Source organism: Streptomyces sp. NPDC018610, assembly GCF_044391765.1.
Classification (GTDB): domain Bacteria; phylum Actinomycetota; class Actinomycetes; order Streptomycetales; family Streptomycetaceae; genus Streptomyces.
Map to the genome: position 1 here is coordinate 449,874 of NZ_JBISAL010000002.1, position 21,558 is coordinate 471,431.

General features: G+C 73.5%; 15 protein-coding genes and 1 pseudogene. 5 read left to right on the top strand and 11 right to left on the bottom strand.

Features of this window, described 5'->3' with window-relative positions; all coding sequences use genetic code 11:
- Positions 1-268 precede the first annotated feature (268 nt).
- Entirely contained in the window at positions 269-634 is a 366-nt protein-coding gene (locus ACH5A8_RS07370; RefSeq protein ID WP_398998936.1) for a transposase, read from the top strand.
- Positions 635-1,266: 632 nt separating this feature from the next.
- Here ACH5A8_RS07370 and ACH5A8_RS07375 read toward each other — a convergent pair.
- A pseudogene (locus ACH5A8_RS07375) lies at positions 1,267-1,365 on the bottom strand (3-oxoadipate enol-lactone hydrolase); the annotation flags it as partial.
- A 1,210-nt stretch (positions 1,366-2,575) separates the two neighbouring features.
- On the opposite strand from ACH5A8_RS07375, the gene ACH5A8_RS07380 reads away from it, so the two are divergent.
- Complete coding sequence (locus ACH5A8_RS07380) at positions 2,576-3,133, top strand: hypothetical protein (RefSeq protein ID WP_398998938.1); 558 nt, start codon at positions 2,576-2,578, stop codon at positions 3,131-3,133.
- An 884-nt stretch (positions 3,134-4,017) separates the two neighbouring features.
- Here ACH5A8_RS07380 and ACH5A8_RS07385 read toward each other — a convergent pair.
- The 8 genes from ACH5A8_RS07385 to ACH5A8_RS07420 form a co-directional block, all read right to left on the bottom strand.
- On the bottom strand, positions 4,018-5,622 hold the full coding sequence (locus ACH5A8_RS07385) for an SWIM zinc finger family protein (RefSeq protein WP_398998940.1): 1,605 nt from the start codon (positions 5,620-5,622) through the stop codon (positions 4,018-4,020).
- A gap of 1,049 nt (positions 5,623-6,671) precedes the next feature.
- Positions 6,672-9,689, bottom strand: a complete 3,018-nt coding sequence (locus ACH5A8_RS07390; protein ID WP_398998942.1) for an SNF2-related protein — start codon at positions 9,687-9,689, stop codon at positions 6,672-6,674.
- 117 nt (positions 9,690-9,806) lie between these two features.
- Entirely contained in the window at positions 9,807-10,394 is a 588-nt protein-coding gene (locus ACH5A8_RS07395) for a sugar kinase (RefSeq protein ID WP_398998944.1), read from the bottom strand.
- Positions 10,391-11,539, bottom strand: a complete 1,149-nt coding sequence (locus tag ACH5A8_RS07400; RefSeq protein ID WP_398998947.1) for an ROK family glucokinase — start codon at positions 11,537-11,539, stop codon at positions 10,391-10,393. The genes ACH5A8_RS07395 and ACH5A8_RS07400 overlap by 4 nt, the downstream gene beginning before the upstream one ends.
- A 121-nt stretch (positions 11,540-11,660) precedes the next feature.
- Complete coding sequence (locus ACH5A8_RS07405) at positions 11,661-12,455, bottom strand: ATP-binding cassette domain-containing protein (RefSeq protein ID WP_398998949.1); 795 nt, start codon at positions 12,453-12,455, stop codon at positions 11,661-11,663.
- Entirely contained in the window at positions 12,452-13,501 is a 1,050-nt protein-coding gene (locus tag ACH5A8_RS07410; RefSeq protein ID WP_398998952.1) for an ABC transporter permease, read from the bottom strand. The genes ACH5A8_RS07405 and ACH5A8_RS07410 overlap by 4 nt, the downstream gene beginning before the upstream one ends.
- Positions 13,498-14,502, bottom strand: a complete 1,005-nt coding sequence (locus ACH5A8_RS07415) for a sugar ABC transporter substrate-binding protein (RefSeq protein WP_398998954.1) — start codon at positions 14,500-14,502, stop codon at positions 13,498-13,500. The genes ACH5A8_RS07410 and ACH5A8_RS07415 overlap by 4 nt, the downstream gene beginning before the upstream one ends.
- 275 nt (positions 14,503-14,777) lie before the next feature.
- A complete protein-coding gene (locus ACH5A8_RS07420; RefSeq protein WP_398999778.1) occupies positions 14,778-15,515 on the bottom strand; it encodes a GntR family transcriptional regulator in 738 nt (245 codons plus the stop codon).
- 130 nt (positions 15,516-15,645) lie between these two features.
- Here ACH5A8_RS07420 and ACH5A8_RS07425 point away from each other — a divergent pair, with 130 nt between their 5' ends.
- Positions 15,646-16,668 (top strand): Gfo/Idh/MocA family oxidoreductase, encoded by a 1,023-nt coding sequence (locus ACH5A8_RS07425; protein WP_398998956.1) that lies wholly within the window; start codon positions 15,646-15,648, stop codon positions 16,666-16,668.
- Between the two features lie 239 nt (positions 16,669-16,907).
- Positions 16,908-17,693, top strand: coding sequence for an SDR family NAD(P)-dependent oxidoreductase (locus ACH5A8_RS07430; RefSeq protein WP_398998958.1), 786 nt, complete (start codon positions 16,908-16,910; stop codon positions 17,691-17,693).
- 112 nt (positions 17,694-17,805) lie between these two features.
- On the opposite strand, the gene alc is transcribed toward ACH5A8_RS07430, so the two are convergent.
- Together alc and allB are read right to left on the bottom strand one after the other, a co-directional pair.
- Positions 17,806-18,921 carry an allantoicase gene (alc, locus tag ACH5A8_RS07435; RefSeq protein WP_398998960.1) on the bottom strand — a complete coding sequence of 372 codons (1,116 nt, stop codon included), beginning with the start codon at positions 18,919-18,921 and terminating at the stop codon, positions 17,806-17,808.
- Positions 18,922-19,069: 148 nt separating this feature from the next.
- On the bottom strand, positions 19,070-20,407 hold the full coding sequence (gene allB / locus ACH5A8_RS07440; RefSeq protein ID WP_398998963.1) for an allantoinase AllB: 1,338 nt from the start codon (positions 20,405-20,407) through the stop codon (positions 19,070-19,072).
- Positions 20,408-20,634: 227 nt separating this feature from the next.
- On the opposite strand from allB, the gene ACH5A8_RS07445 reads away from it, so the two are divergent.
- Entirely contained in the window at positions 20,635-21,435 is an 801-nt protein-coding gene (locus ACH5A8_RS07445) for an IclR family transcriptional regulator (protein ID WP_398998965.1), read from the top strand.
- Positions 21,436-21,558: the final 123 nt, after the last annotated feature.

The following is a 21,558-nucleotide window of genomic DNA, read 5'->3' on the forward strand; positions in this document are numbered from 1 at the left end:
GCCCACCTGGCTGGGCGGGCTCAGTGTGCCGAGGCAGCGCAGAGAACCGCGCCTCCTCGGCACACGCCGGGGAGCCTCGGACACCGCAAGCACTTCGTTCCTGCGCACGGCTCACCGAGGACAGCAAAGACGACCACGACAGTGAAGAGGTGGTGTTGCAGGACACCCGGATCACCTCGTGCCGGCTGGCCAGGCGAAGCAGGCAACTCGGGCAAGAAGTGAAGGCCGGCTGGCCCGACTCGGGGAACGCCACGCCCCACAGCTGCTCGTGCCGGTGGGCATCGGTCCGGACAGCGCCGTCACTGTCCTGATCACCATGGGGGACAATCCCGAGCGGCTGAACACCGAGGCGTCCTTTGCTGCCCTTTGCGGTGTCAGCCCCGCGGAGGCCGAGTACGAAACGCACCTGAGTACAGTGCACGCCGCCGACGCCGCGAGCGACCCGCAGTCCGAACCTCTCCTGCGGCGCCGGCGACGGGAGACCTCCCTGCGCCTGGCACTCCTGGAACACAAGCGCTCGGCCGTCATCGCCCTGCGCGACAGGCACCGTATCGACGACGCCGTTCTGCTGCGGGTACAGGAACGGCTCGATGCAGAGGAAGTACGCCTCGCACAGTTGAGCCAGGACCAGTGACCGCCCCAGCGGGCGCCGGTATCCGGTACGGACCCCCGTGGGGAGGGCCCTCCCCACCGGCGGAGAAGAAGTCGTCCCGGCTCTTGTCCGGCGCGAGCTTACGAAGCTGGTCCTCCAAGATGCGCTCCAGCAGCCGCTGACCATTGCTCTGCCGACACCACGCGAGACCCCCAAGCTCCGCAACCGGAACAAAGAGATGTTGGCAGGCATGAGCGGTCATGAAGAGCCCGCCGACGAGAAACACCCGTGCGCCCCTCGGCGGTGGCAGGCATCGCCTCAGAGACCCCCCTAAGGGCTGTCGACTTCGCAGAGGCGAAGGCCATGACCTGTTGATCACCAGAAGCCCCAGGCTGCACCCACCGCAGGCGTGTGCCATCACCGCGCCCGCGCGGCACGCGCTCGGTGGACGAGAACCCGGGGGGTACGGTGCCACCGCCGGAGCCGCAGCACACCCGCTCGGAAGCCCCCGCCGACCCGCGGCTGCAGGAGCTCGCCGTCGAACGCCTCTCTCACAGGCGCTCTCACACGTCTGTCACCAACTACGCCGACTCCCCCGGACTGCGATGCCCTGACCTGCCATCACGCGCCCGCCCTGGACTGACCTGGACGCCCGAAGACGGTCTCTACAACCTGTGCCATGTGGTGCCCAGTGAGGGGCCCAGGATCAGGACGGGAGCCTCTTCTGGCCCGTCAAAGCGGTATTGCAGGGTGTTCGACGGTGTCTCACTCACCCGTCAGACCCTCTCATGCCCAACGGGCTCCCCCACGACCGGGGGAACCGAGCGGCCTCGTCCCACGGCGGGACCGGCCGGGTACGTCACCGTTGGCCGGATTCCGGCGTCGCCCCGTCGCTCCGGCGGGCGCGACGGCCGGGCCGGTGCCGAAGCGGGTAGGGTGACGAGCCAACAGGGCTCCCTCACAGGGCAGTTGGCGGAGAAGGTGTGTTCGCCCGGCGACTCGGGGCGACGGCCCGGTGCGCGGACCTGCGCCGACGGCGTGGTCCGGTCGGTGAGGACTTCCGGAGGCCCACCCGGCCCGCCCCGTCCGCGCGTCACCTCCGCGCGGGCCACTCGGCCGCCCGGAGCGGGAACTCCTCGCAGGCCGGGAGCCGTTCGGTCACGTCGGGGCGTACGGCATCACACGCGCGAACTCAAGCACTCCGGTCGCGTGAGTAACGTCACATACCCGGAGAGTCACCTCCCGCGCTCCGCGCGACCGCACGTTCAACGCCCTCCGGCCTGGGCGGTTTGGCCGGGTGTCGCGATCTCGCCACAGTGGCGGATCGTGGCGCCGCACCCCCGGCCCTCCAAGGGGAATCGAGGCCTCCCCGCCCCCGCCCCGGACGGAGGGCCGACCGGTGAGTCGGTGGCCGATAATCGCCCCTCCAATCCCGTTGAACGCCAAAGAATTGACCAGGCAACGAGTATTCCCGTGAATTCGGGCAAGTCGAACTCGTCGGTGACGCTCGGTGACACGGCTTCCCTTCCGGGAACTCCGCACGCCGAAAACTCCTGTTCCCCGTGCGCGGCATCGGCATATGCTCCGGTGGCCACGAGGTGAGGTTCCCGTGAAGGACCCTCCTCATGGGTGCAGGAATCAGTGTGCGACGGGGGAGATCGCTATGCGAGTTGGTTCCGTTTCGCCGCATGCCCGCCGGCATGTCGCGAAGCTCGGGAATTCCGCTGAGAAGCGGAGCGCCGACAACATGCCCTGATGTGGCCCGGCTTGCCACACAGTGCCGATCATGTGATCACCTACGGCCTTTCCGCGGTCCCGTGACGCCTCATCGACCCGTCGGGTCGAGAAGCACGGGTTCCGTCGGACGTTCACCGTGCCGTACGGGCATCGCGCCCGCCCCTGCCCCTCGGCCGCCGGGCCATGGTGCGCGCATTCAATCATTCAGTCGACATCAGGCATTTCCATGCCGTGCGAGGAGTTCACGTGAAGACCGCTTCGATACGTGTGGGCGTCGCCGCCGCCGTGCTGCTCGGCCTCATGACGGCCGTCCCGGCCGCATCGGCCGCCGAGGGTCCCGCCCTCAAGGCGAACGCCCCCGTCGCGACGCTGGACATCAACGGCATCAAGGTGGCCAAGGGCGCGTCGGCGGAGACGAAGAGCATCATCGGCGCGGACGCCGTCGCCGCCACCGCCACCGCCAACGTGTGCGGCTCCGGCTACACCATCTCCGTCGGCGCCTGGCGCTACGGCACCAACGGCACCACCTACACCTGGACCAACGGCACCTCGGGCTCCGGGTACTACGACAAGCCCATCTGCGCGGTCTTCTTCAACGACACCGGCGCCAGCCGGTACATGGGCGTGCGTCTGCGGTCCAACTACACCGCGGACCCCGCCGCCGAGGACTTCGGCACCTACGGCTCGTACGCCGGCCCGGTCTACCAGAAGCGCGGCTACTGCGGCACGGTCTACTCCTACATGAAGGACTCCAGCGGCAAGGCCGTCGTGGACAACGTCCAGACCGTCGGGGCCTGTGACTGATCATGCCCCGGGCGCACCGGGCCCGGCAGCCGTCACCGTGCTCGCGGTGACGGCTCCGGCCCTCTCCGGCCGCGGCGGGGGAAAGGGGGAGGCCGGTCCGTCGGCGTCCCCGCTCCGTCATGACACCTTGCCCGAACCCGAGAAGTCCCGCCGCGAGACCGGGCCTCAGGGGGCGCCCACCGGCACCGCGCCCTCGTCCGCCGTTCCCCGTTCCCGGCCCCGTGAAGACGGCCCCCGCGGCCGCGCCGTAGCGGGAAAAGCGACACAAAGGCTCACGAGTTCGGTGGCATCGAGGTACTGCTGACCCCGGATGAACTCGGTGTCCGCACCCCGATTCCCACCCCGATTCACATCCCCGACCCGTCCAGGACGTCGACGTCCTTTTCCCTCACGGTTCGTGTGGCGGGCCGCAGGAACGCGCGGTGACGGTGAAGCGGGAATTCCCGGGCGCACTGCCCGGCGACTCGTCGCGGGACGCGGGACTGCCCATCGGCGAATCCGAGGCCCCCGTGCCGGACGATCCGATCATCCCGTCATGGACACCTGCCCGTTCTCCGGACTCGACGACAAGGATCCCGCCACCGGTGACACCGTCAGCGGGACGACCGGAGACCTCGAGGACCGGGCGCGGGAGTGGCCGCACGACGCGGTCCGGCCCCAGATCGTGAAGACGCAGCAGCCCGTCCACGCCCCGGGGGGGGAACCCCCGGCCGAAGGCTGGGGGTTCCGTGGCCGTCGTCGCGCGCCCGCCAGGGATCACGGGACAGCCCTTAGGGCCGCAAGAGGCGACGTTCGCCGGGCCGGCCCCGCACGCCCTCGCGGCGTTCGAGGCCGGGCGGGCCGGGCGGGCCGGGCGGGTCAGAGGCCGGCGGGGGCCGGGCGGGTCAGAGGCCGGCGGGCGCGGCCAGACCGGTCAGCGCACCGACCGGGTCCAGGTCGGGGGTGCCGCGCGGCCACCAGTCCTCGCGGCCTGGTTCGGACTCGTACGCGTACCACAGGCCCTCCCGGCCCAGACGGAGCTGGAGACGGCCGCCGGGGTGGGTGAGCCGGTTGCGGTACGGCCGGAAGACGGGCAGGTCGGCGGCGAGGAGCAGCGGGCGGGCCCGGTCGAACCGGCCGGCCGGCGGGTCCCAGGGCTCCTCCAGGACGGCGAGGCCCGCCGGACCGCCCTGCCGCCAGGCGGCCACGGCGCGCGCCAGTTCGTTCGGGGTGCGTCCGGTGGCCGAGGCGAGCGAGGCGTACAGGGCGCGGGTCGCGGCGGTCAGGCCGGAACCGGGCCGGGCGGCGGCCAGGCGTACCGCGTCCTGCCACAGCGTCAGCCCGCCCACGGGGTCGCGGCCGGTGGTGAGCAGGGCGTGGGCGCGGGCGGCGGCGTCGGTCGCCAGCTGGTCCAGGGCGAACGGGTCCGGGCCGCCCGGGGCCGCCGGATACACCGGGGGCTGCTCGGGGTGCGGCGGGGGCGGAAAGGGCGCGGGCAGGGGTGGGAGCCGACGGGGCGCGAGGGCGTCGGTGGCCCGCACCCCCGGCAGGGGCTCCGGTTCCCGGTCGCGCGCGGCGCGCGCCGCGCGGGCGGCGCTCAGCCGGGACAGCGCGTCGAGCAGCTCCCGCTCGCCCCGCCCGCGGAGCAGCAGCAGGACGAACGGATCGGCGTCGAGCAGACGTGCGGTCTGGTAGCAGAGGGCCGCCGCGTGTTTGCAGGGGTGGCCGCGGTCGGGGCAGCTGCAGTGCGGTTCCAGGTCGCCGGGGCCGGGGAGCAGGGGGACCCCGCAGTCGGCGAGGGTCTGGGGCATCTCCTTGTCCAGGAGCGCGGCGATGTGTCCGGGGCGGTCGGCTGCAGCGTCGAGGAAACGGGCCCAGTCCGCGTCGTCCAGCGTCCGCAACCGCACCTGGACCCGGTACGGGCGGGGGCGGCTGCCCTGTACGTAGGCCAGGACGAGGCCCGGGGTCACGGTGATGGCGTCCACGTGTCCCTTCTCCGCGTAGCCCCGCCCCCGGGCCAGCCGCGCCGCGTCCAGCGCGCCCTCCTCCAGCGCGGTGAGCCACGCGTCGCCCCACCAGGTCTCGGCGAAGCCGGAGCCGTCGGACGTCCGGGCGGGGAACGGCGGGAACGTACGGCGCAGTTCGCCGTCGCGCCTCGGGGAGGCCATGGTCCGGGGGACCAGGGGGGCGGCAGCGGCATGCGCCTCAGGGCCGTGGTCGGGGCCGCCGGAACCGGATGCGGCGCCCAGCACGGCGTCGGGGCCGGGGCCGGTGCTCGTCGCGGCGTCGGGGCCGGGGCCGGGACCTGTCGCGGCGTCGGGGTCCGCGCCGGTGGATCGTCCGCCGGGACGGTCGGCGTACGGGGTGGTGTCGACGTCCGCCGGTACGGCCGTCGGGAGCGGACCGACGGGCCGGCCGGCACCGCCCCGGGATTCCCGGCTGTCGCCGCTCGCCCGCGCCGTCGGCGTGCGGGTCGGCAGGGCGTGCGTCCGGAGGGCGCCCGCGAGCACTTCCCCCACGGTGTCCGGTCGGGTGCCGGCGCCCGCACCGGTGTCCGCGACGCCGCTTCGCGGTCGTCCGACGGGGAGTGCGGAACGGCGTGGCCGGACGGTGTCCTCGGTGGTCGCCGCGGGTGTCGGCGTCGGGCTCTGGCTCTGCGGCCCGGCGGGTCGGGGGCGAGCCTCCTGCTGGGGCCGGGGCCCGGTCCGGGTCCGGGGCTGCTCGGTCTGCGCCTCGCCGCGGGCGCGCGCCGCGCGCAGGGCTTCGCGGGCCACGTCGGCGGGGCGTGGGCCGCCGACTGGTGTCCGCGGAGCGGTGCCCGCCGGTTCGACGGCGTCGGGCGCCGCCGGCACGACCCGCGTCGGCGGAGTGTCGGATGCCGGCGGGGCGTCCGGTGCGGTGTCGGATGGCGGCGGGGCGTCCGGTGCGGTGCCGGATGTCGGTGGGGTGGTGTCGGGGCTGGGCCTGGTCTCACCGCCGCGTCGGGCCGAGACCGCGCGGCGCAGGGCCTCGCGGGCGAGGTCACCGGGCCGGGACGCGCGCCCCGCCGCAGCGTGCGCCGCCGGACCGTCGTCGTCCGGGCCGGGTGGACCGTCCTGCGCCGGGTGGTGCGGGGCCGGACCTCGCTCGGTGGAGCCCTGCTCGGTCGAGCCGTCCGCCGTCGCAGGCGTACCGGGCGGCGTCTGCCGCCTGCGGGCGGCGCGCAGCGCCTCGCGTGCCACGTCGCCGGGTCGGGCTGCCGCCGGTGCGAGCGCCGACGCCCCGCCCCCGGGCGTCCCGCCGTGACGTGGCTCCTCCCCCGCCGACTCCTGACCGGTGCGGGGCTCGTCCCCCGCCGGTCCCTGTCCGTGAAGCGGCTCCTCCCCCGCGAGCGTCCCCTGCGGCGGTCCGTCCTCCTCACCCGGTGCGACGGGGTGGGCCTCGTACGGTGCCCTGGACGCGGGGCCGGCCTCGCCGGTGGGCGGCTCGGGAGCGAGCGGGATCGGCTCCCCCTCGTGCGGCTCGTCGGCACGGTTCGCGTCGGTGCGGTGCCCCGTCTCCCGGTGTTCCGTCGTCGCCATCAGGCCCCCCTCCGCAGCGACACCAGGTCGGTCAGCTCGCGGTCGGTCAGTTCGGTCAGGGCCGACTCGCCGGTGCCGAGGATCGCGTCGGCCAGGGCCCGCTTGGCGGCGAGCATCTCGGCGATGCGGTCCTCCACGGTGCCCTCGGTGATGAGGCGGTGCACCTGCACGGGCTGGGTCTGGCCGATGCGGTAGGCGCGGTCGGTGGCCTGTTCCTCGACCGCCGGGTTCCACCAGCGGTCGAAGTGGACGACATGGCCCGCGCGGGTGAGGTTCAGGCCGGTGCCGGCCGCCTTCAGGGACAGCACGAGCACGGGGGTCTCACCGGCCTGGAAGCGGTCCACCATGCGCTCGCGCTCGGGCACCGGCGTCCCGCCGTGCAGGAGGTCGACCGGGACCGCGCGGGCCGCGAGGTGCGCGGTGATCAGGCGGGCCATGCCGACGTACTGGGTGAAGACCAGGGCCGAGCCGTCCTCGGCGAGCAGGGTGTCGAGCAGTTCGTCCAGCAGGGCGAGTTTGCCGGAGCGGCCGGCCGGATCGCCGCCCCTCGTCCGCTCGTCCTTCAGGTACAGGGCCGGGTGGTCGCAGATCTGCTTGAGCGAGGTCAGCAGCTTGAGGACCAGACCGCGGCGGGCCATCCCCTGCGCGGTCCCGATGGCGGACATCGACTCGCGCACCACCGCCTCGTACAGCGCGGCCTGCTCGCGGGTGAGCGGGACCGGGTGGTCCGTCTCGGTCTTGGGCGGCAGTTCGGGCACGATGCCCGGGTCGGACTTGCGGCGGCGCAGCAGGAACGGGCGCACCAGGCGGGCCAGCCGCTCCACCGCCTCCGCGTCCTCGCCGTTCTCCACGGCGCGCGCGTGCCGGGCGCGGAAGGACTTCAGGGGGCCGAGGAGCCCGGGGGTGGTCCAGTCGAGAAGAGCCCACAGTTCGGAGAGGTTGTTCTCCACAGGGGTGCCGGTGAGGGCCACGCGCGCGGGGGACGGGATCGTGCGCAGCGCCTTCGCGGTCGCCGAGTACGGGTTCTTGACGTGCTGCGCCTCGTCCGCGACGACCATGCCCCAGCGTCGTTCGGCCAGGGTCGCCGCCGCGGAGCGCATGGTGCCGTACGTGGTGAGGACGAAGCCCCCGGTCAGGCCTTCGAGGGTGCGGTCGGGGCCGTGGAAGCGGCGGACGGGGACGCCGGGCGCGAACCGGGTGATCTCCCGCTGCCAGTTGCCCAGCAGGGAGGCGGGGCAGACGACCAGGGTGGGGTCGTCGTGCGCCCGCTTCAGGTGCAGGGCGATGAGGGTGACGGTCTTGCCGAGGCCCATGTCGTCGGCGAGGCAGCCGCCGAGGCCGAGGGAGGTCATGAGGTCGAGCCAGCCCAGGCCGCGCAGCTGGTAGTCGCGCAGGGTGGCGTCGAGGCCCGGTGGCGGCTCCGCGGGCCGCACCCCCGCCGTGATCCGGTCGCGCAGCGCGGCGAGCGCCCCGGCCGGGACGGCCTCGATCGTCTCGCCGTCGACCTCCGCGGTGCCGGTGAGGGCCACGGACAGCGCGTCGACGGGGTCGAGCAGGCCGAGGTCGCGCCGGCGTGCCTTGCGGACGAGGGCGGGGTCGACGAGGACCCAGCGGTCGCGCAGTCGCACGACCGGGCGGTGGGCCTCGGCGAGGGCGTCCATCTCGGCGTCGCTGAGCGGATCGCCGCCGAGCGCCAGCTGCCACCGGAACTGGAGCAGGTCCTCGCTCTCGAAGAATCCGGTGCCGTCGGTCGCGGAGCCCGGAGCGGACCGCACCACGGCGGTGGCGGACAGGTCCTGGGCGAGGTCGCGGGGCCAGTGCACCGCGACGCCGGCCGCGGCGAGCCGGGTCGCGGCCACCCCGAGCAGCTCGCTGACCTCGTCCTCGGACAGGGCGAGGACGTCGGGCGTCTCCTGTTCGGCGAGCCGGTCCAGCGGCGGCCACACACGGGCCGCGCGCCGCACGGCGAGGGCGGTGTCCACGCGCGCGCGGGGGCCGAACGACGTGTCGGCCTCGCCCGCCCACAGGGCCGCCGCGTCGGCGACGAGGGTGGGGTCGGCGAGGCTGTGCACCTGGACGATCGCGGCGCCCGCCCTGCGGGCCGCCGCGTCGTCCCGGTCCTCGCCGTCGAACAGGTCGTACGCCGACAGGTCCAGGCGCAGCGAGATCCGTACGCCCGCGTCCATGCCGGCGGCGACCTCGGCCGCCCAGTCGTGGGCGGCGGGCAGGTGCTGCGGCTGGCGGTCCGCGAAGGGCCTGCCGGCGGTGTGGGGCGCGGCCGGGGTGCGGGGCAGGGTGTCGGCGACCGCGTCGAGGAAGGCGCGCAGCAGCGCCTCCGGTTCGGGCAGGAGGATGCGGCCCGGGCCGGGCAGCGGGACCGCGTGGCCCTCGTAGGGCATCGCGGCGGCGATCGCGCGCAGGTGGGCGATGTCGTCCGGGTCGAGGGGGCCGGCGCGCCAGGCGTCGTGCCCGGTGGCGGTCAGGCCGGGCAGCAGCCGGCCGCGGGCGGTGAGCCGCAGCGCGTGCAGGGCCGCCGCTCCCCAGCAGGCCGTGGCGGGATGGGCGGCCGGGTCGTGGCGGGCGCGCACGAGGTGGGGCAGGGCCTCGCCGACCGGCAGGGTGAGGGCGGGGGCGGTCCTGCGGCGCGCTCCGGTGCCGTGCCTGCGCACGACCGTGAGGCGGGTGCGTACGGGCCGGGCGTCGGCGGCGGGGTCCTCGGGGGCGGGCGGGTCGCCGGCAGCGGGGCCCTGAGGCACGGGCGGGCCGTCGGCCGCGCGGGAGTCGGTCCACGGCGCGGCGTCGGCGGCTGTGTCCTCGTCGGTCCACGGCACGGCGTCGGCCGTGGGTCCTTGGGGCCACACCTCGCCTGCCGGGTCCCAGAAGGCGATGAGGCTCTCGCGCGGCAGGGGCGCGGGCAGGAAGACGGCGGCGAGCCGCGTGGACACCGTGTCCGCGCCGCCCGTGTGCGCCCCGGTCGTCTCCGCGACGGCTGTCCGCGCCACGGCTGTCCCGCTCATACGTCCTGTCACCTCCCGCTCGCCTGTCGAGTCAGTCGTCTTCGACTCTACGGGCGGGGTCTGACAATCGGCTCCGGCGCCGCTTCCGGGCCGCCGGAGCCCGGGGCGGGGCGGCGGTCAGGGAACGGTGCGGGAGACGACGTAGACCATCGGGAGGACCGGGTTGGACAGGTTGACGACGACGTCCTGGGTGGGGGCGGGGTTGGTCTGGCTGTGGCTGAGGCCCCACCACGGGCCGGGGTCCTGGAAGGTCCAGCCGCTGACCTGGCGGTCGCGGGCGCTGATGGTGACGGCGCCCTTCTTGAGGTCGCCCCGGTCGACGCCCATGGCGTCGAGGAAGGTGTCGAGGCCGGCCGCGGTGGTCCGGAACTGGACGTAGAGGCGGCTGGTGCGCCAGTTGTTCGTCTCGTAGGAGGCGACCCGGTCGGCGGGGTGCGGCACCGGCACCTCGTAGAGGCGGCGCTGGATCTTGGCCGGGTAGGTGGGGGTGAGACCGGTCGCCGCGTACTTGGCTGCCTTGTCCCTGCCGCTGTCGCGGCTCTGGTGGGCGCACCAGACCAGGTAGCCGGCCGGTACGCCGATGAGCAGGCCGATGATCAGCAGGGTGAGGGCCCGGCGCCGGTTGCGCTCGTGGCGGGTCTCGGTCCGCCGGGGCGGCGGCGGTTGCTGCGGGGGTGCCGCCTGGCGCGGCAGTGACATCGTCACAGTGCCTCCCGGGCGGTGCGCCGGGCCTCGGCGTACCGCTCGTAGCGCTCCTGGCGCTCGACCCGGCGGCGCTTGGCGCGCCGGAAGCGGCGGGCGACCAGCCGGGCCAGGTCGGCGGCGCCGACCATGCCGGCCTCGGGGCCGAGCTGGGCGCGCACGATGCGGGCCTCGGGGCGGTAGCCGCGGCCGGTGAGGTGGCGCTTGAAGGCGTCGCGCGCGGGGCCGATCAGGAGGTCGTCGGCGGCCGAGACGCCGCCGCCGATGACGAAGCAGGACGGGTCGAGGGCGGCGGCGAGGTTGGCGATGCCGACGCCGAGCCACTGGCCGATGTCCTGGAGCAGTTCGACGCACATGGCGTCGCCCTCGCGGGCCAGCTCGGTGATCATGGGGCCGCTGATGTCGGCGATGCTGCCCTTGACGTGCTCGATGATGCCGTAGGCGACCGGGGAGTCGGCCGCGGCCAGCTCGCGGGCCTCGCGGACCAGGGCGTTGCCGGAGCTGTACTGCTCCCAGCAGCCGCGGTTGCCGCACGGGCAGCGGTGGCCGCCGGGCACGACCTGCATGTGCCCGAACTCGCCGGCGACGCCGAATCTGCCGCGCTTGACCTGGCCGTCCTCCAGGATCGCGCCGCCGATGCCGGTGCCCAGCGTGATCATGACGAGGTGGTCCTCGCCGCGGCCGGCGCCGAAGCGCCACTCGGCCCAGGCGGCGGCGTTCGCGTCGTTGTCGACGAGGACCGGCACCGACAGCCGCTCGGAGAGGCGGTCGCGCAGCGGCTCGTTGCGCCAGGACAGGTGGGGCGCGAACAGGACGCGGTTGCGGTCGGCGTCGACCCAGCCGGCCGCGCCGATGCCGACCGCGTGCACGTCGTGCCGGTCGGACAGGTCAAGCACCAGTTCGACGATGGTGTCCTCGACGACCTTGGGGCTCTTGGACTTGTCCGGGGTCTCGGTGCGCAGCCGTTCCAGGATGTTCCCGTCGGCGTCGACGACGCCCGCCATCACCTTGGTGCCGCCGATGTCGATGCCGACCGTGGGCACGCGGGGCGCCGTGAGATGGGAACGGCGCTCCCGGGTGCCCACGGTGCGCAGGACCGTGGCCCGTCGGGAGCCGATGGGGGCGGTGAGGTCGCGGTAGGTGCTCATCGGCCCCGATTCTGCCGCACCGGCGTTAAGGACGTCGTACAGGGCGGCGACGGCCGGGCGCCCGCGACGGGCTCCACGCGCGCGCGTGGAGCCGCCTGCGGGGGCCGTCGCGGCGCCGTCGTCAGGCCGATTTCTCGAGCTCATGCCTCAGGTCGTCGAGTTCGCTGCCGCCCGCCATCTGCCGGGTCAGCTCGTCCAGGGTGATCTGGTCCCGTGTGTGATGTCCCACCATCGCGCCCCTCTTGAGCAGCACGAAACGGTCGCCGACCAGGTACGCGTGGTGGGGGTTGTGGGTGATGAGGACGACGCCCAGACCCTCGTCGCGGGCGGCGGCCACGTACTTCAGGACCATGCCCGACTGCTTCACGCCGAGGGCTGCGGTGGGCTCGTCGAGGACGAGCACCTTGGCGCCGAAGTGGACGGCGCGGGCGATCGCCACGCACTGGCGTTCGCCGCCCGACAGGGTGCCGATGGGCTGGTCGACGTCCCTGAGGTCGATGCCCATGCGCAGCAGCGCCTCGTGCGTGGTCCTGCGCATGAGGCCGACGTCCATGCGCTTGAAGGGGCCGGCGCCCTTCGTGGGCTCCGAGCCGAGGAAGAAGTTGCGCCACACCGGCATCAGGCCCACGACGGCGAGGTCCTGGTAGACGGTGGCGATGCCCAGGTCCAGCGCCGCGCGCGGCGAGGAGAGCCGGGTGTCCTCCCCCTCGACGCGCAGGACGCCGCCGTCGTGCCGGTGCAGCCCGGCGATGATCTTGATGAGGGTCGACTTGCCGGCGCCGTTGTCGCCGAGGACACAGGTGATCTCCCCGGCGTGGACCTCCAGGGAGACGCCCTCCAGGGCGCGGACGGTGCCGTAGTTCTTGCTGACGTCGGACAGCTCGACGAGCGCCGTACGTGCTTCGGTCTGCGTCACTTGGCGGCCTCCGCCCGTTTGCGGACCCAGGCGTTGAGCAGGGTCGCGAGGAGCAGCATCGCTCCGAGGAAGAACTTGAACCAGTCGGGGTTCCACTCGGCGAAGACGATGCCCTTGCTGGTCATGCCGAACAGGAACGCGCCGACCGCCGAGCCCACGGCGCTGCCGTAGCCGCCGGTGATCAGGCAGCCGCCGATCACGGCGGCGATGATGTAGATCAGCTCGTTGCCGACGCCCTCGCCGGACTGCACCGCGTCGAAGGAGAACAGCAGGTGCTGGCCGGAGATCCAGGCGCCGAGGGCCACGCCCATGTAGAGGCCGATCTTGGTCCGCGTCACCGGGACGCCGACCGCGCGGGCGGCGTCCTGGTTGCCGCCGACGGCGAAGATCCAGTTGCCCGTGCGGGTGCGCAGCAGGATCCAGGAGGCGAGGGCGACCAGGCCGAACCACCACAGGATGGTGACCTTGAAGTCGACGCCGCCGACGGTGAAGGTCGAGGCGAAGACGGCGTGGGCGGCCGGGAAGCCCTCCATGTCGCCGATCGTCTTGGTGGAGACGGTGCCGTCGATCAGCTTGGTGAAGCCGAGGTTCATTCCGGTCAGCATCAGGAAGGTGCCCAGCGTGATGATGAAGCTGGGCAGCTTGGTGCGGGTCAGCATGAAGCCGTTGAAGGCGCCGATGGCGAGGGTGACCAGCAGGGAGACGCCGACGCCGACCCAGACGTTGGCGGTCATCTGGTAGCTGAACATCGACGAGACCAGGGCGGAGGAGGTCACCATCACGCCCGCGGACAGGTCGAACTCGCCGCCGATCATCAGCAGCGCGACCGGGACCGCCATGATGCCGATCGTCGAGGACGCGTACAGGACGGTGCTCAGGCTGGAGGCGCGCAGGAAGCCGTCGGCCACGACGGCGAAGAAGATCAGGACGGCGACCGCGCCGACGACGGAGCCCAGCTCGGGCCGGGAGAGCAGCTTGCGCAGCGGCGAGCCGTGCGGGGCTCTCTCGTCGGCGCCGGTCGTGGCCTTGCTCGTGGTGGTGCTCATCGGGTGCCCCGCTCCGCGTACTCCTTGAGAGCGGACGCCTGGTCCTTGGTGACGATCTGCGGGCCGGTGAGCACCGGCTTGCCGCCGCCGAGGACGTCGTTGTTGTACTTGTACAGCCACAGCAGGTCGACGGCCTCATAACCCTGCAGGTACGGCTGCTGGTCGACGGCGAAGCCCAGCGTGCCGTTCTTCAGCTCCGCGGCGACCTTGGCGTTGAGGTCGAAGGTGTCGATCTCGGCCTTGCTGCCCGCGTCCGTCCTGGCCTTGACGGCCGTGTCCGCGTACGGAGCGCCGAGCGTGACGACCGCGTCGACGGACTTGTCGGCCTGGAGCTTGGCCTCGATCGCGGACTGGACGTCCGGCATGTTGGTGCCGTTGACGTACAGGTTCTCCACCTTGCCGTCGAAGGTCTTGGCCACGCCGGCGCAGCGCTGCTCGTGGCCGACGTTGCCCTGTTCGTGCAGGACGCACAGCGCCTTCTTGCGGCCGCGCTTGGTGAGCTCCTCGCCGACGGCCTCGCCGGCCACCGTCTCGTCCTGGCCGACGTGGGTGAGGGCGCCGAACTCCTTGGACTCCGCGGAGCCGGAGTTCACCGTGATCACCGGTATGCCGGCCTTCTCGGCGCGGGCCACGGCGGCCTTCATGGCGTCGGGCTTGGCCAGGGTGACGATGATGGCGTCGACCTTCTTGTCCACCGCCGCGTCCACGAGCTGCGCCTGCTGCTGCGCCTCGTCGTCGTGCGAGTACAGGAAGTTGATGTTGTCCTTCACGGCGGCCTGCTTGGCGCCGCTCTGCACGATGTCCCAGAAGGTGTCGCCGTCACCGGAGTGCGTGATCATCGCGAAGGTCCAGCGGGGGGTGTTCACCGCCGCCCTCCCCTGGGCCGCCGCGGCCTTGCGGGCGTCCTCCGCCCGTTTGCCGCCAGTGCTGCTGCACCCCGCCAGGGACAACGAGAGTGCCCCTGCGAGCGCGATGCCTACCCAGGTTGGAAACCGTGCCACGAGGCTGTGCCCTTCTAGCCGTGTGTGAACGTGCGAACGTACGCGCGGGGTCGATGACGATTTCATCAACCCCGAACATCCCATTATCAGATATGAGCGCAAGGAGGCGTGCGACCGGGGCGCGGGGGGTGTGCGCATTGTCCGGACATTGTGACGTGCGCGGCCGGACCGGCGTCCGTCCGAGGCCCGGCCGGCTCGCGGCACCGCGGGCCCGCGGCACCGCCGGCTCACAGCACTGCCGGCGTCGTCGCCCCCGGCGCGGAGCGCCCCCGCCCTCAGGGTCGTACGAGCAGCTGGAAGTCGAAGGAGTAGCGGGACGGGCGGTAGGTGTGGGTGCCGAACTCGACGGCGCGGCCGGTGTCGTCGTAGGTGGTGCGCTCCATGGTGAGCAGCGGGGCGCCCTCCTCCTCGCCGAGGCGCTCGGCCTCCACCGGGGTGGCGGCGCGGGCGCCGATCGACTGGCGGGCGCTGTGCAGGGTGATCCCGTTCGAGCGCATCAGCCGGTACAGGCCGGTGGCCTCCAGCCGCCCGGTGTCCAGGTCCAGCAGGCCGGGCGGCAGATGGTTGACCAGGTACGCCATCGGCTCGCCGTGCGCGAGCCGGAGCCGTTCGAGGCGGTGCACGTCACTGCCCTCGGCCACCCCGAGCACGGCGGCCAGCTCGGCGGAGGCCGGGGCGACCGTGTTGACCAGGACCCTGCTCGTCGGCCGCTGCCCGGCCGCCTCCAGGTCGTCGTAGAGACTGCTCAGCTCCAGGGGGCGCCTGACCTGGCTGTGCACCACCTGGGTGCCGACCCCGCGGCGGCGCACCAGCAGTCCCTTGTCGACCAGCGACTGGATGGCCTGGCGGACGGTGGGCCGGGACAGACCGAGCCGCGCGGCGAGCTCGATCTCGTTGCCCAGCAGGCTGCCGGGGGTCAGGGCGCCCTGCTCGATCGCCGCCTCCAGTTGCTGTGCCAGCTGGAAGTACAGCGGCACCGGCGAACCCCGGTCCACACGGAGCCCGAGTGACACGGTGGGGTCCACTTCTGGTTTCGGCACGGCCACGAGCGTAGTCCCGCCACAGGGTGACGGGAAGTCGTGTAGTCCGATTGTCCGGACATAAGGATTGACAGCGTCCGGTCTCCGCCCCCACCTTGTTGCCATGCGCATCGGGGTCATCGGTACGGGCCGCATCGGCACCGTCCACGCGAACACGCTCAGCCGTCATCGCGAGGTCGGGTCCTTGATCCTCACGGACGCCGATCCGGCGCGGGCGCAGGGGCTGGCCCACCGGCTGGGCGAGACGGCCGCGCCCGGGGTGGACGAGATCTTCGCCTGGGGCGTGGACGCCGTGGTGATCACCACGCCGACGTCGGCGCACGCGGAACTGATCGGCCGGGCGGCGCGCTCCGGGCTCCCGGTGTTCTGCGAGAAACCCGTCGCACTCGACCTGCCCGGCACCCTGCAGGCGCTGGCCGAGGTGGAGAGCGCCGGGACGGTCCTGCAGATGGGTTTCCAGCGCCGTTTCGACGCGGGCTACGCGGGCGCCCGCCGGGCCGTTCGGTCGGGGCGGCTCGGCCGGCTGCACACCGTCCGCGCGCTCACCTCCGACCAGGCGCCGCCGCCGGCCGCCTGGCTGCCGCTGTCCGGCGGACTGTTCCGGGACACGCTGATCCACGACTTCGACATGCTGCGCTGGGTGACCGGGCGGGAGGTCGTCGACGTGTACGCGTCCGGCTCGGACGCCGGTCCGGCGATGTTCCGGGAGGCCGGCGACGTCGACACGGGCGCGGCGGTGCTCACCCTCGACGACGGCGTCCTCGCCACGGCCACCGCGACCCGGCTGAACGGCGCGGGCTACGACGTCCGCATGGAGCTGGCCGGGGAACAGGACCAGATCGTGGTCGGCCTCGACGACCGGACGCCGATCGCCTCCACCGAGCCGACCGGGCCGCCGGCCGCCGACAAGCCGTGGACCGGGTTCCCGGAGCGCTTCGCCGCGGCGTACGAGGCCGAGCTGTGCGCCTTCGTCGAGCTGGTGCGCGGGGAGCGGCCCAACCCGTGCGACGGACGCGAGGCGCTGCAGGCGCTGCGCGTCGCCGAGGCCTGCGAGCTGTCCCGCCGCGAGCACCGGCCGGTGCGGCTGGCGGAGATCCCGGACGCCCCCCAGGGACCGGCTCACTGACCGCACCCGTCCCTCGGCCTCAGGACGACGCGCCCCCGAAGGGCCGCGAAGGACTTCAGCCTGCTCCTGCCGGCCGTCGCGCTGTTCGTCGTCGCCGACGCCCAGGGGTCCAAGGGGTGAGGGCGCCGGGTTCCGGCCGGGGTCCGCCCGGTGCGGTCCGGCCGCACCGGCGTCCGCTCGCGAGGTCGATGTCCGTGCGCCGCCAGCGTAGGAGCGGTACGGCCGCTGGGATGGGAGGCATGACTTCGGAGACGAACACGAACGGCACGGAGATCGCCAGCGGGACGGACGGCGCCGGGGCCAGGGTCGCCCTGGTGACCGGCGGCAGCCGGGGCATCGGCGCGGCGACGGCGGTGCGGCTGGCGCGCGAGGGGCACGACGTGGCGATCACCTACGTCGCCGGGAAGGAGGCGGCCGAGGACGTCGTACGGGCCGTGCGGCGGCTCGGGCGGTGGGCGGTGGCCCTGCGCGCGGACGCAGCGGACCCGATGGAGGCGGCGGGGGCCGTGGACCGCGCGGCGGACGCACTGGGCCGGATCGACGTGCTGGTGAACAACGCGGGCGTGGGCGTGCTGGGTCCCCTGGAGAGCCTGTCGGCCGACGACGCCGAGCGGGTCCTCGCGGTGAACGTGCGCGCCGTCTTCCTGACCTGCCGGGCGGCCGCCGGGCGGATGGGCCGCGGCGGCCGGATCGTCACCGTCGGCAGCTGCATGGCCCAGCGCGTGCCGGGCCCCGGCGGAACCCTGTACACGACGAGCAAGTCCGCCCTGATCGGTCTGACCAGGGCGCTCGCCCGGGAGCTGGGCCCGCGCGGGATCACGGCGAACATCGTCCACCCCGGTCCGATCGACACCGACATGAATCCCGCCGACGGGCCGTACGCCTCCGGCCAGGCGGCGGTGACGGCACTGGGCCGCTTCGGCACGGCCGAGGAGGTCGCGTCCATGATCGCCTACCTGGCGAGCACCGAGGCCGCCTACGTCACCGGCGCGGAGTTCGCGGTGGACGGCGGGCACGCCGCGTGAGCCGCTGACGCTCTCGGCGCGCCCCGGCGGATGACGGGGTCGTGGGGGGCGTCGCGGGGCGCGCCGGTGCTGTCGGGCCGGGGCGCCCCGCGAGTGCGGTGGGAGGAGCGGATCAGCCGCCCAGTTCCTGGTGGCGGGCCGCCAGGCGGGCCGTGCCCTCCTCGGTCAGCGAGCCGAACAGGCGCAGCCGGGAGATGCCTCCGTCCGGGAAGATGTCCACGCGCGCGTGCGTGCCGACGGCGGGCGCGGGCAGCACGAAGCGGTGGTTGGTGTCGGGCTGCATGCGGGTGCGCGGCAGGACCTCCACCCACTCGCCGTCCTCGCCGTCCTTGACGGACACCGAGGCCCAGCCGGCGCTGTTGCCCTTGAGGTAGGCGGTGTCGATCTCGACGGCGCGGATCTGGGAGCGGGCCACCAGCTGGTAGCGGATCCAGTCGTTGCCCTGGTCACGGCGGCGGCGGGTCTCCCAGCCGTCGTCCATCTTGCGGGAGCGTCCCGGCTGGATGGTGTTGGTGGCCGGCGAGTAGAAGAGGTTGGAGGCGTCCTCGACCCGGCCGCCGTTCTCCAGGGCGACCACGTCGAAGGTGCCGAGGACCGACAGCCACTTCGGGTCGGGCACGACCTCGCCGTACACGCGCAGCCGGGCGATGCCGCCGTCGGGGTGCTGGTTGACGCGCAGGTGCGTGAAGCGCTGCTCGACGGCGACCTCGAAGCCGTTGGCCGCGTGGCCGCCGACCGGGGTGCGCGGGACGAGGGTCGTCCACTTGACGTCGTCGGCGAGGAGCTCCTCGGGCGACGGCGAGCCGGGCACGCAGGTCGCCTCGACGGACACGGCCTGCGGGTAGTTGCCGCGGAAGTGCGCGGTGTCGACGACGACGCCGCGTACGACGCCCGGCGCGCCGAGCCGGATCAGCGCCCAGTCGTGGTCGTCGGCGGTGGGCCAGGGGTGGTCGGCGGAGGCGCCGCGGCGGCGCCTTGTCTCCCAGCCGTCCATGACCTTGCCCTTGTGCCCGAAGTGCTCGGGGTCGAACTCGGCGCGCTCGGGCACCAGCAGGTTCTCGCGCTGGGCGAAGAACTCGTCGTTGGCGGCGACGACACCGGCCCCGAGGCGGCGGTCGGCGAGGTTGGCGTGCTGGGTGAAGGGGAAGTCGGCGGTGCGGTAGTCCGCGTACGGGTCACCGCCTCCGTAGGGGTTCGCGTCGCCGGTGAAACGGGGAGTCGCCGTCACGGTGATCAGTTCTTCCTTTCGGGAGTCGGCGCGGGGGCCTCTCGTTCGGGTCGTGCCGGGCTCGAGGGCCCTGGCACCGCCCCTGGCCGGTGCGGATGCGGTGCGCTCACGGTGCGGACGCGGTGGCACGCGCGCGGGGGGGGTGGCTTCAGTGCGGCCGGGTCAGCAGGCGGCCCTTGGGCGCGGTGAACTCGCCGTCGGCGACGATGCGTTCGCCGCGCAGCCAGGTGGACTTCACCACGCCGTGCAGGGTGCGGCCGGCGTACGCGGTGACGCGGTTGCGGTGCTGGAGGGCGGCCGGGTCGACGGTGAAGGTCTCCTCGGGCGCGAGGACGGCGAAGTCGGCGTCCCGGCCGGCCTCGATGGCGCCCTTCCGCCCGAGGCCGACGAGAGCCGCGGTGCGCTCGGACATCCAGCGGACCACGTCCTGAAGCGTGTGGCCGCGCTCACGCGCCGCGGTCCACACGGCGGACAGGCTGAGCTGGAGGCCGGAGATGCCGCCCCAGGCGGTGGCGAAGTCGTCGGTCTTCAGGTCGACGGTGGAGGGCGAGTGGTCGGTGACCACGCAGTCGATGGTGCCGTCGGCCAGCGCCTGCCAGAGCAGGTCCTGGTTGGCGGCCTCGCGGATGGGCGGACAGCACTTGAACTCGCTGGCGCCGTCCGGGACTTCCTCGGCGGTCAGGGTGAGGTAGTGCGGGCAGGTCTCGACGGTGATCCGCACCCCCTCCGCCCGGGCCTTCGCGATCAGCGGCAGCGCGTCGCTGGAGGACAGGTGCAGCACGTGCACGCGCGCGTCCAGCCGCTTGGCCTGCGCGATGAGCGCGGCGATGGCGGTGTCCTCGGCGTCGCGCGGCCGGGAGGCGAGGAAGTCGGTGTACTTGGGGCCGCCGTGCTGCGGGGCGGCGGCGAGGTGGTGCGGGTCCTCGGCGTGCACGATGAGCAGACCGCCGAAGCCGGATATCTCGGCGAGCGAGACGGCGAGCTGGTCCTGCGTCAGGTGCGGGAACTCGTCCACGCCGGAGGGCGAGAGGAAGGCCTTGAAGCCGAAGACGCCGGCGTCGTGCAGGGGGCGCAGGTCCTTGACGTTGCCGGGCAGGGCGCCGCCCCAGAAGCCGACGTCGATGTGCGCCTTGTCGCGGGCCACGTCCTGCTTGACGCGCAGGTTGTCCGCGGTGGTGGTGGGCGGCAGGGAGTTGAGCGGCATGTCGATCAGGGTGGTGATGCCGCCGGCCGCCGCGGCGCGCGTGGCGGTCCAGAAACCCTCCCACTCGGTGCGGCCGGGGTCGTTGACGTGCACATGTGTGTCGACCAGGCCGGGCAGCAGGACGTCGTCGCCGAGGTCCTCCAGGCGGGCGCCGGCGGGCACCTCGGCGTCGTGGGGCAGTACGGCCGTGATCGTGCCGCCGGCGACGGCGACGGAGGCGGCGCGCGTCCCCTCGGGCGTGATCACGCGCGTCGAGCGCAGCACCAGTTCAGCGTCGGACACCCGGGCCCCTCTCTTGCTTCAACATTCTGTTGAAGGAGTCTTCACTCCCGCCCAGACCCCGTCAAGAGGCACACTGCTGTACGGCGGCCCCGACGGGCATGCTCTGGACGTTTCCACAAAGCGGAATTAGAATTCCGATGGACAGAACGTAGTTCCGTACAGGCAGGGAGTCAACCGTCTCCCCGGTAGGCTTTGGCCCTTCCTGCCCGCCCCGAAAGGAACGCGCCGTGCCGACGTCCAGCGCCAGCACCACCGACTCCGCCAAGTCCTCCGCCAGCGGTGGGGTCCAGTCCCTCGAGCGCGCCTTCGACCTGCTCGAGCGGATGGCGGACGCGGGCGGCGAGGTCGGGCTGAGCGAGCTCTCCGCGACCAGCGGCCTGCCGCTGCCCACCATCCACCGCCTGATGCGCACGCTGGTGGCCTGCGGATACGTCCGCCAGCAGCCCAACCGGCGCTACGCGCTCGGCCCCCGGCTGATCCGGCTCGGCGAGTCCGCCTCCCGGCTGCTGGGCACCTGGGCCCGCCCCTACCTCGCCCGGCTGGTCGACGAGACCGGCGAGACGGCGAACATGGCGCTGCTGGACGGCGACGAGATCGTGTACGTGGCGCAGGTCCCCTCCCGTCACTCGATGCGCATGTTCACCGAGGTCGGCCGGCGGGTGCTGCCGCACTCCACGGGCGTGGGCAAGGCGCTGCTCGCGCACACCCCGGACGACGAGGTGCGCGCCCTGCTGGCCCGCACCGGCATGCCCGCCGCCACGGAGAAGACGATCACCACTCCCGAGGGCTTCCTGACGGCCCTGAAGGAGGTGCGCGAGCTCGGCTACGCCATGGACGACAACGAGCAGGAGATAGGCGTCCGCTGCGTCGCGGTCTCCGTGCCCGACTCCCCCACCGCCGCCGCGATCTCCATCTCGGGCCCGGCGGGCCGCGTCACCGAGACCGTGACCGAGCGCATCGTCCCGGTCCTGCAGCAGGTGGCGGCGGAACTCTCCCAGGCGCTGACCAACCCGGGCCCGACGGCCTGAACGGTCCGGGCCCGGCCGCCCGACCGCACCACCGGGCCCGAACGGTCCGGGCCCGGCCGCCCGACCGCACCACCGGGCCCGAACGGTCCGGGCCCGGCCGCCGGACCCGAACCGTCCGGTGAC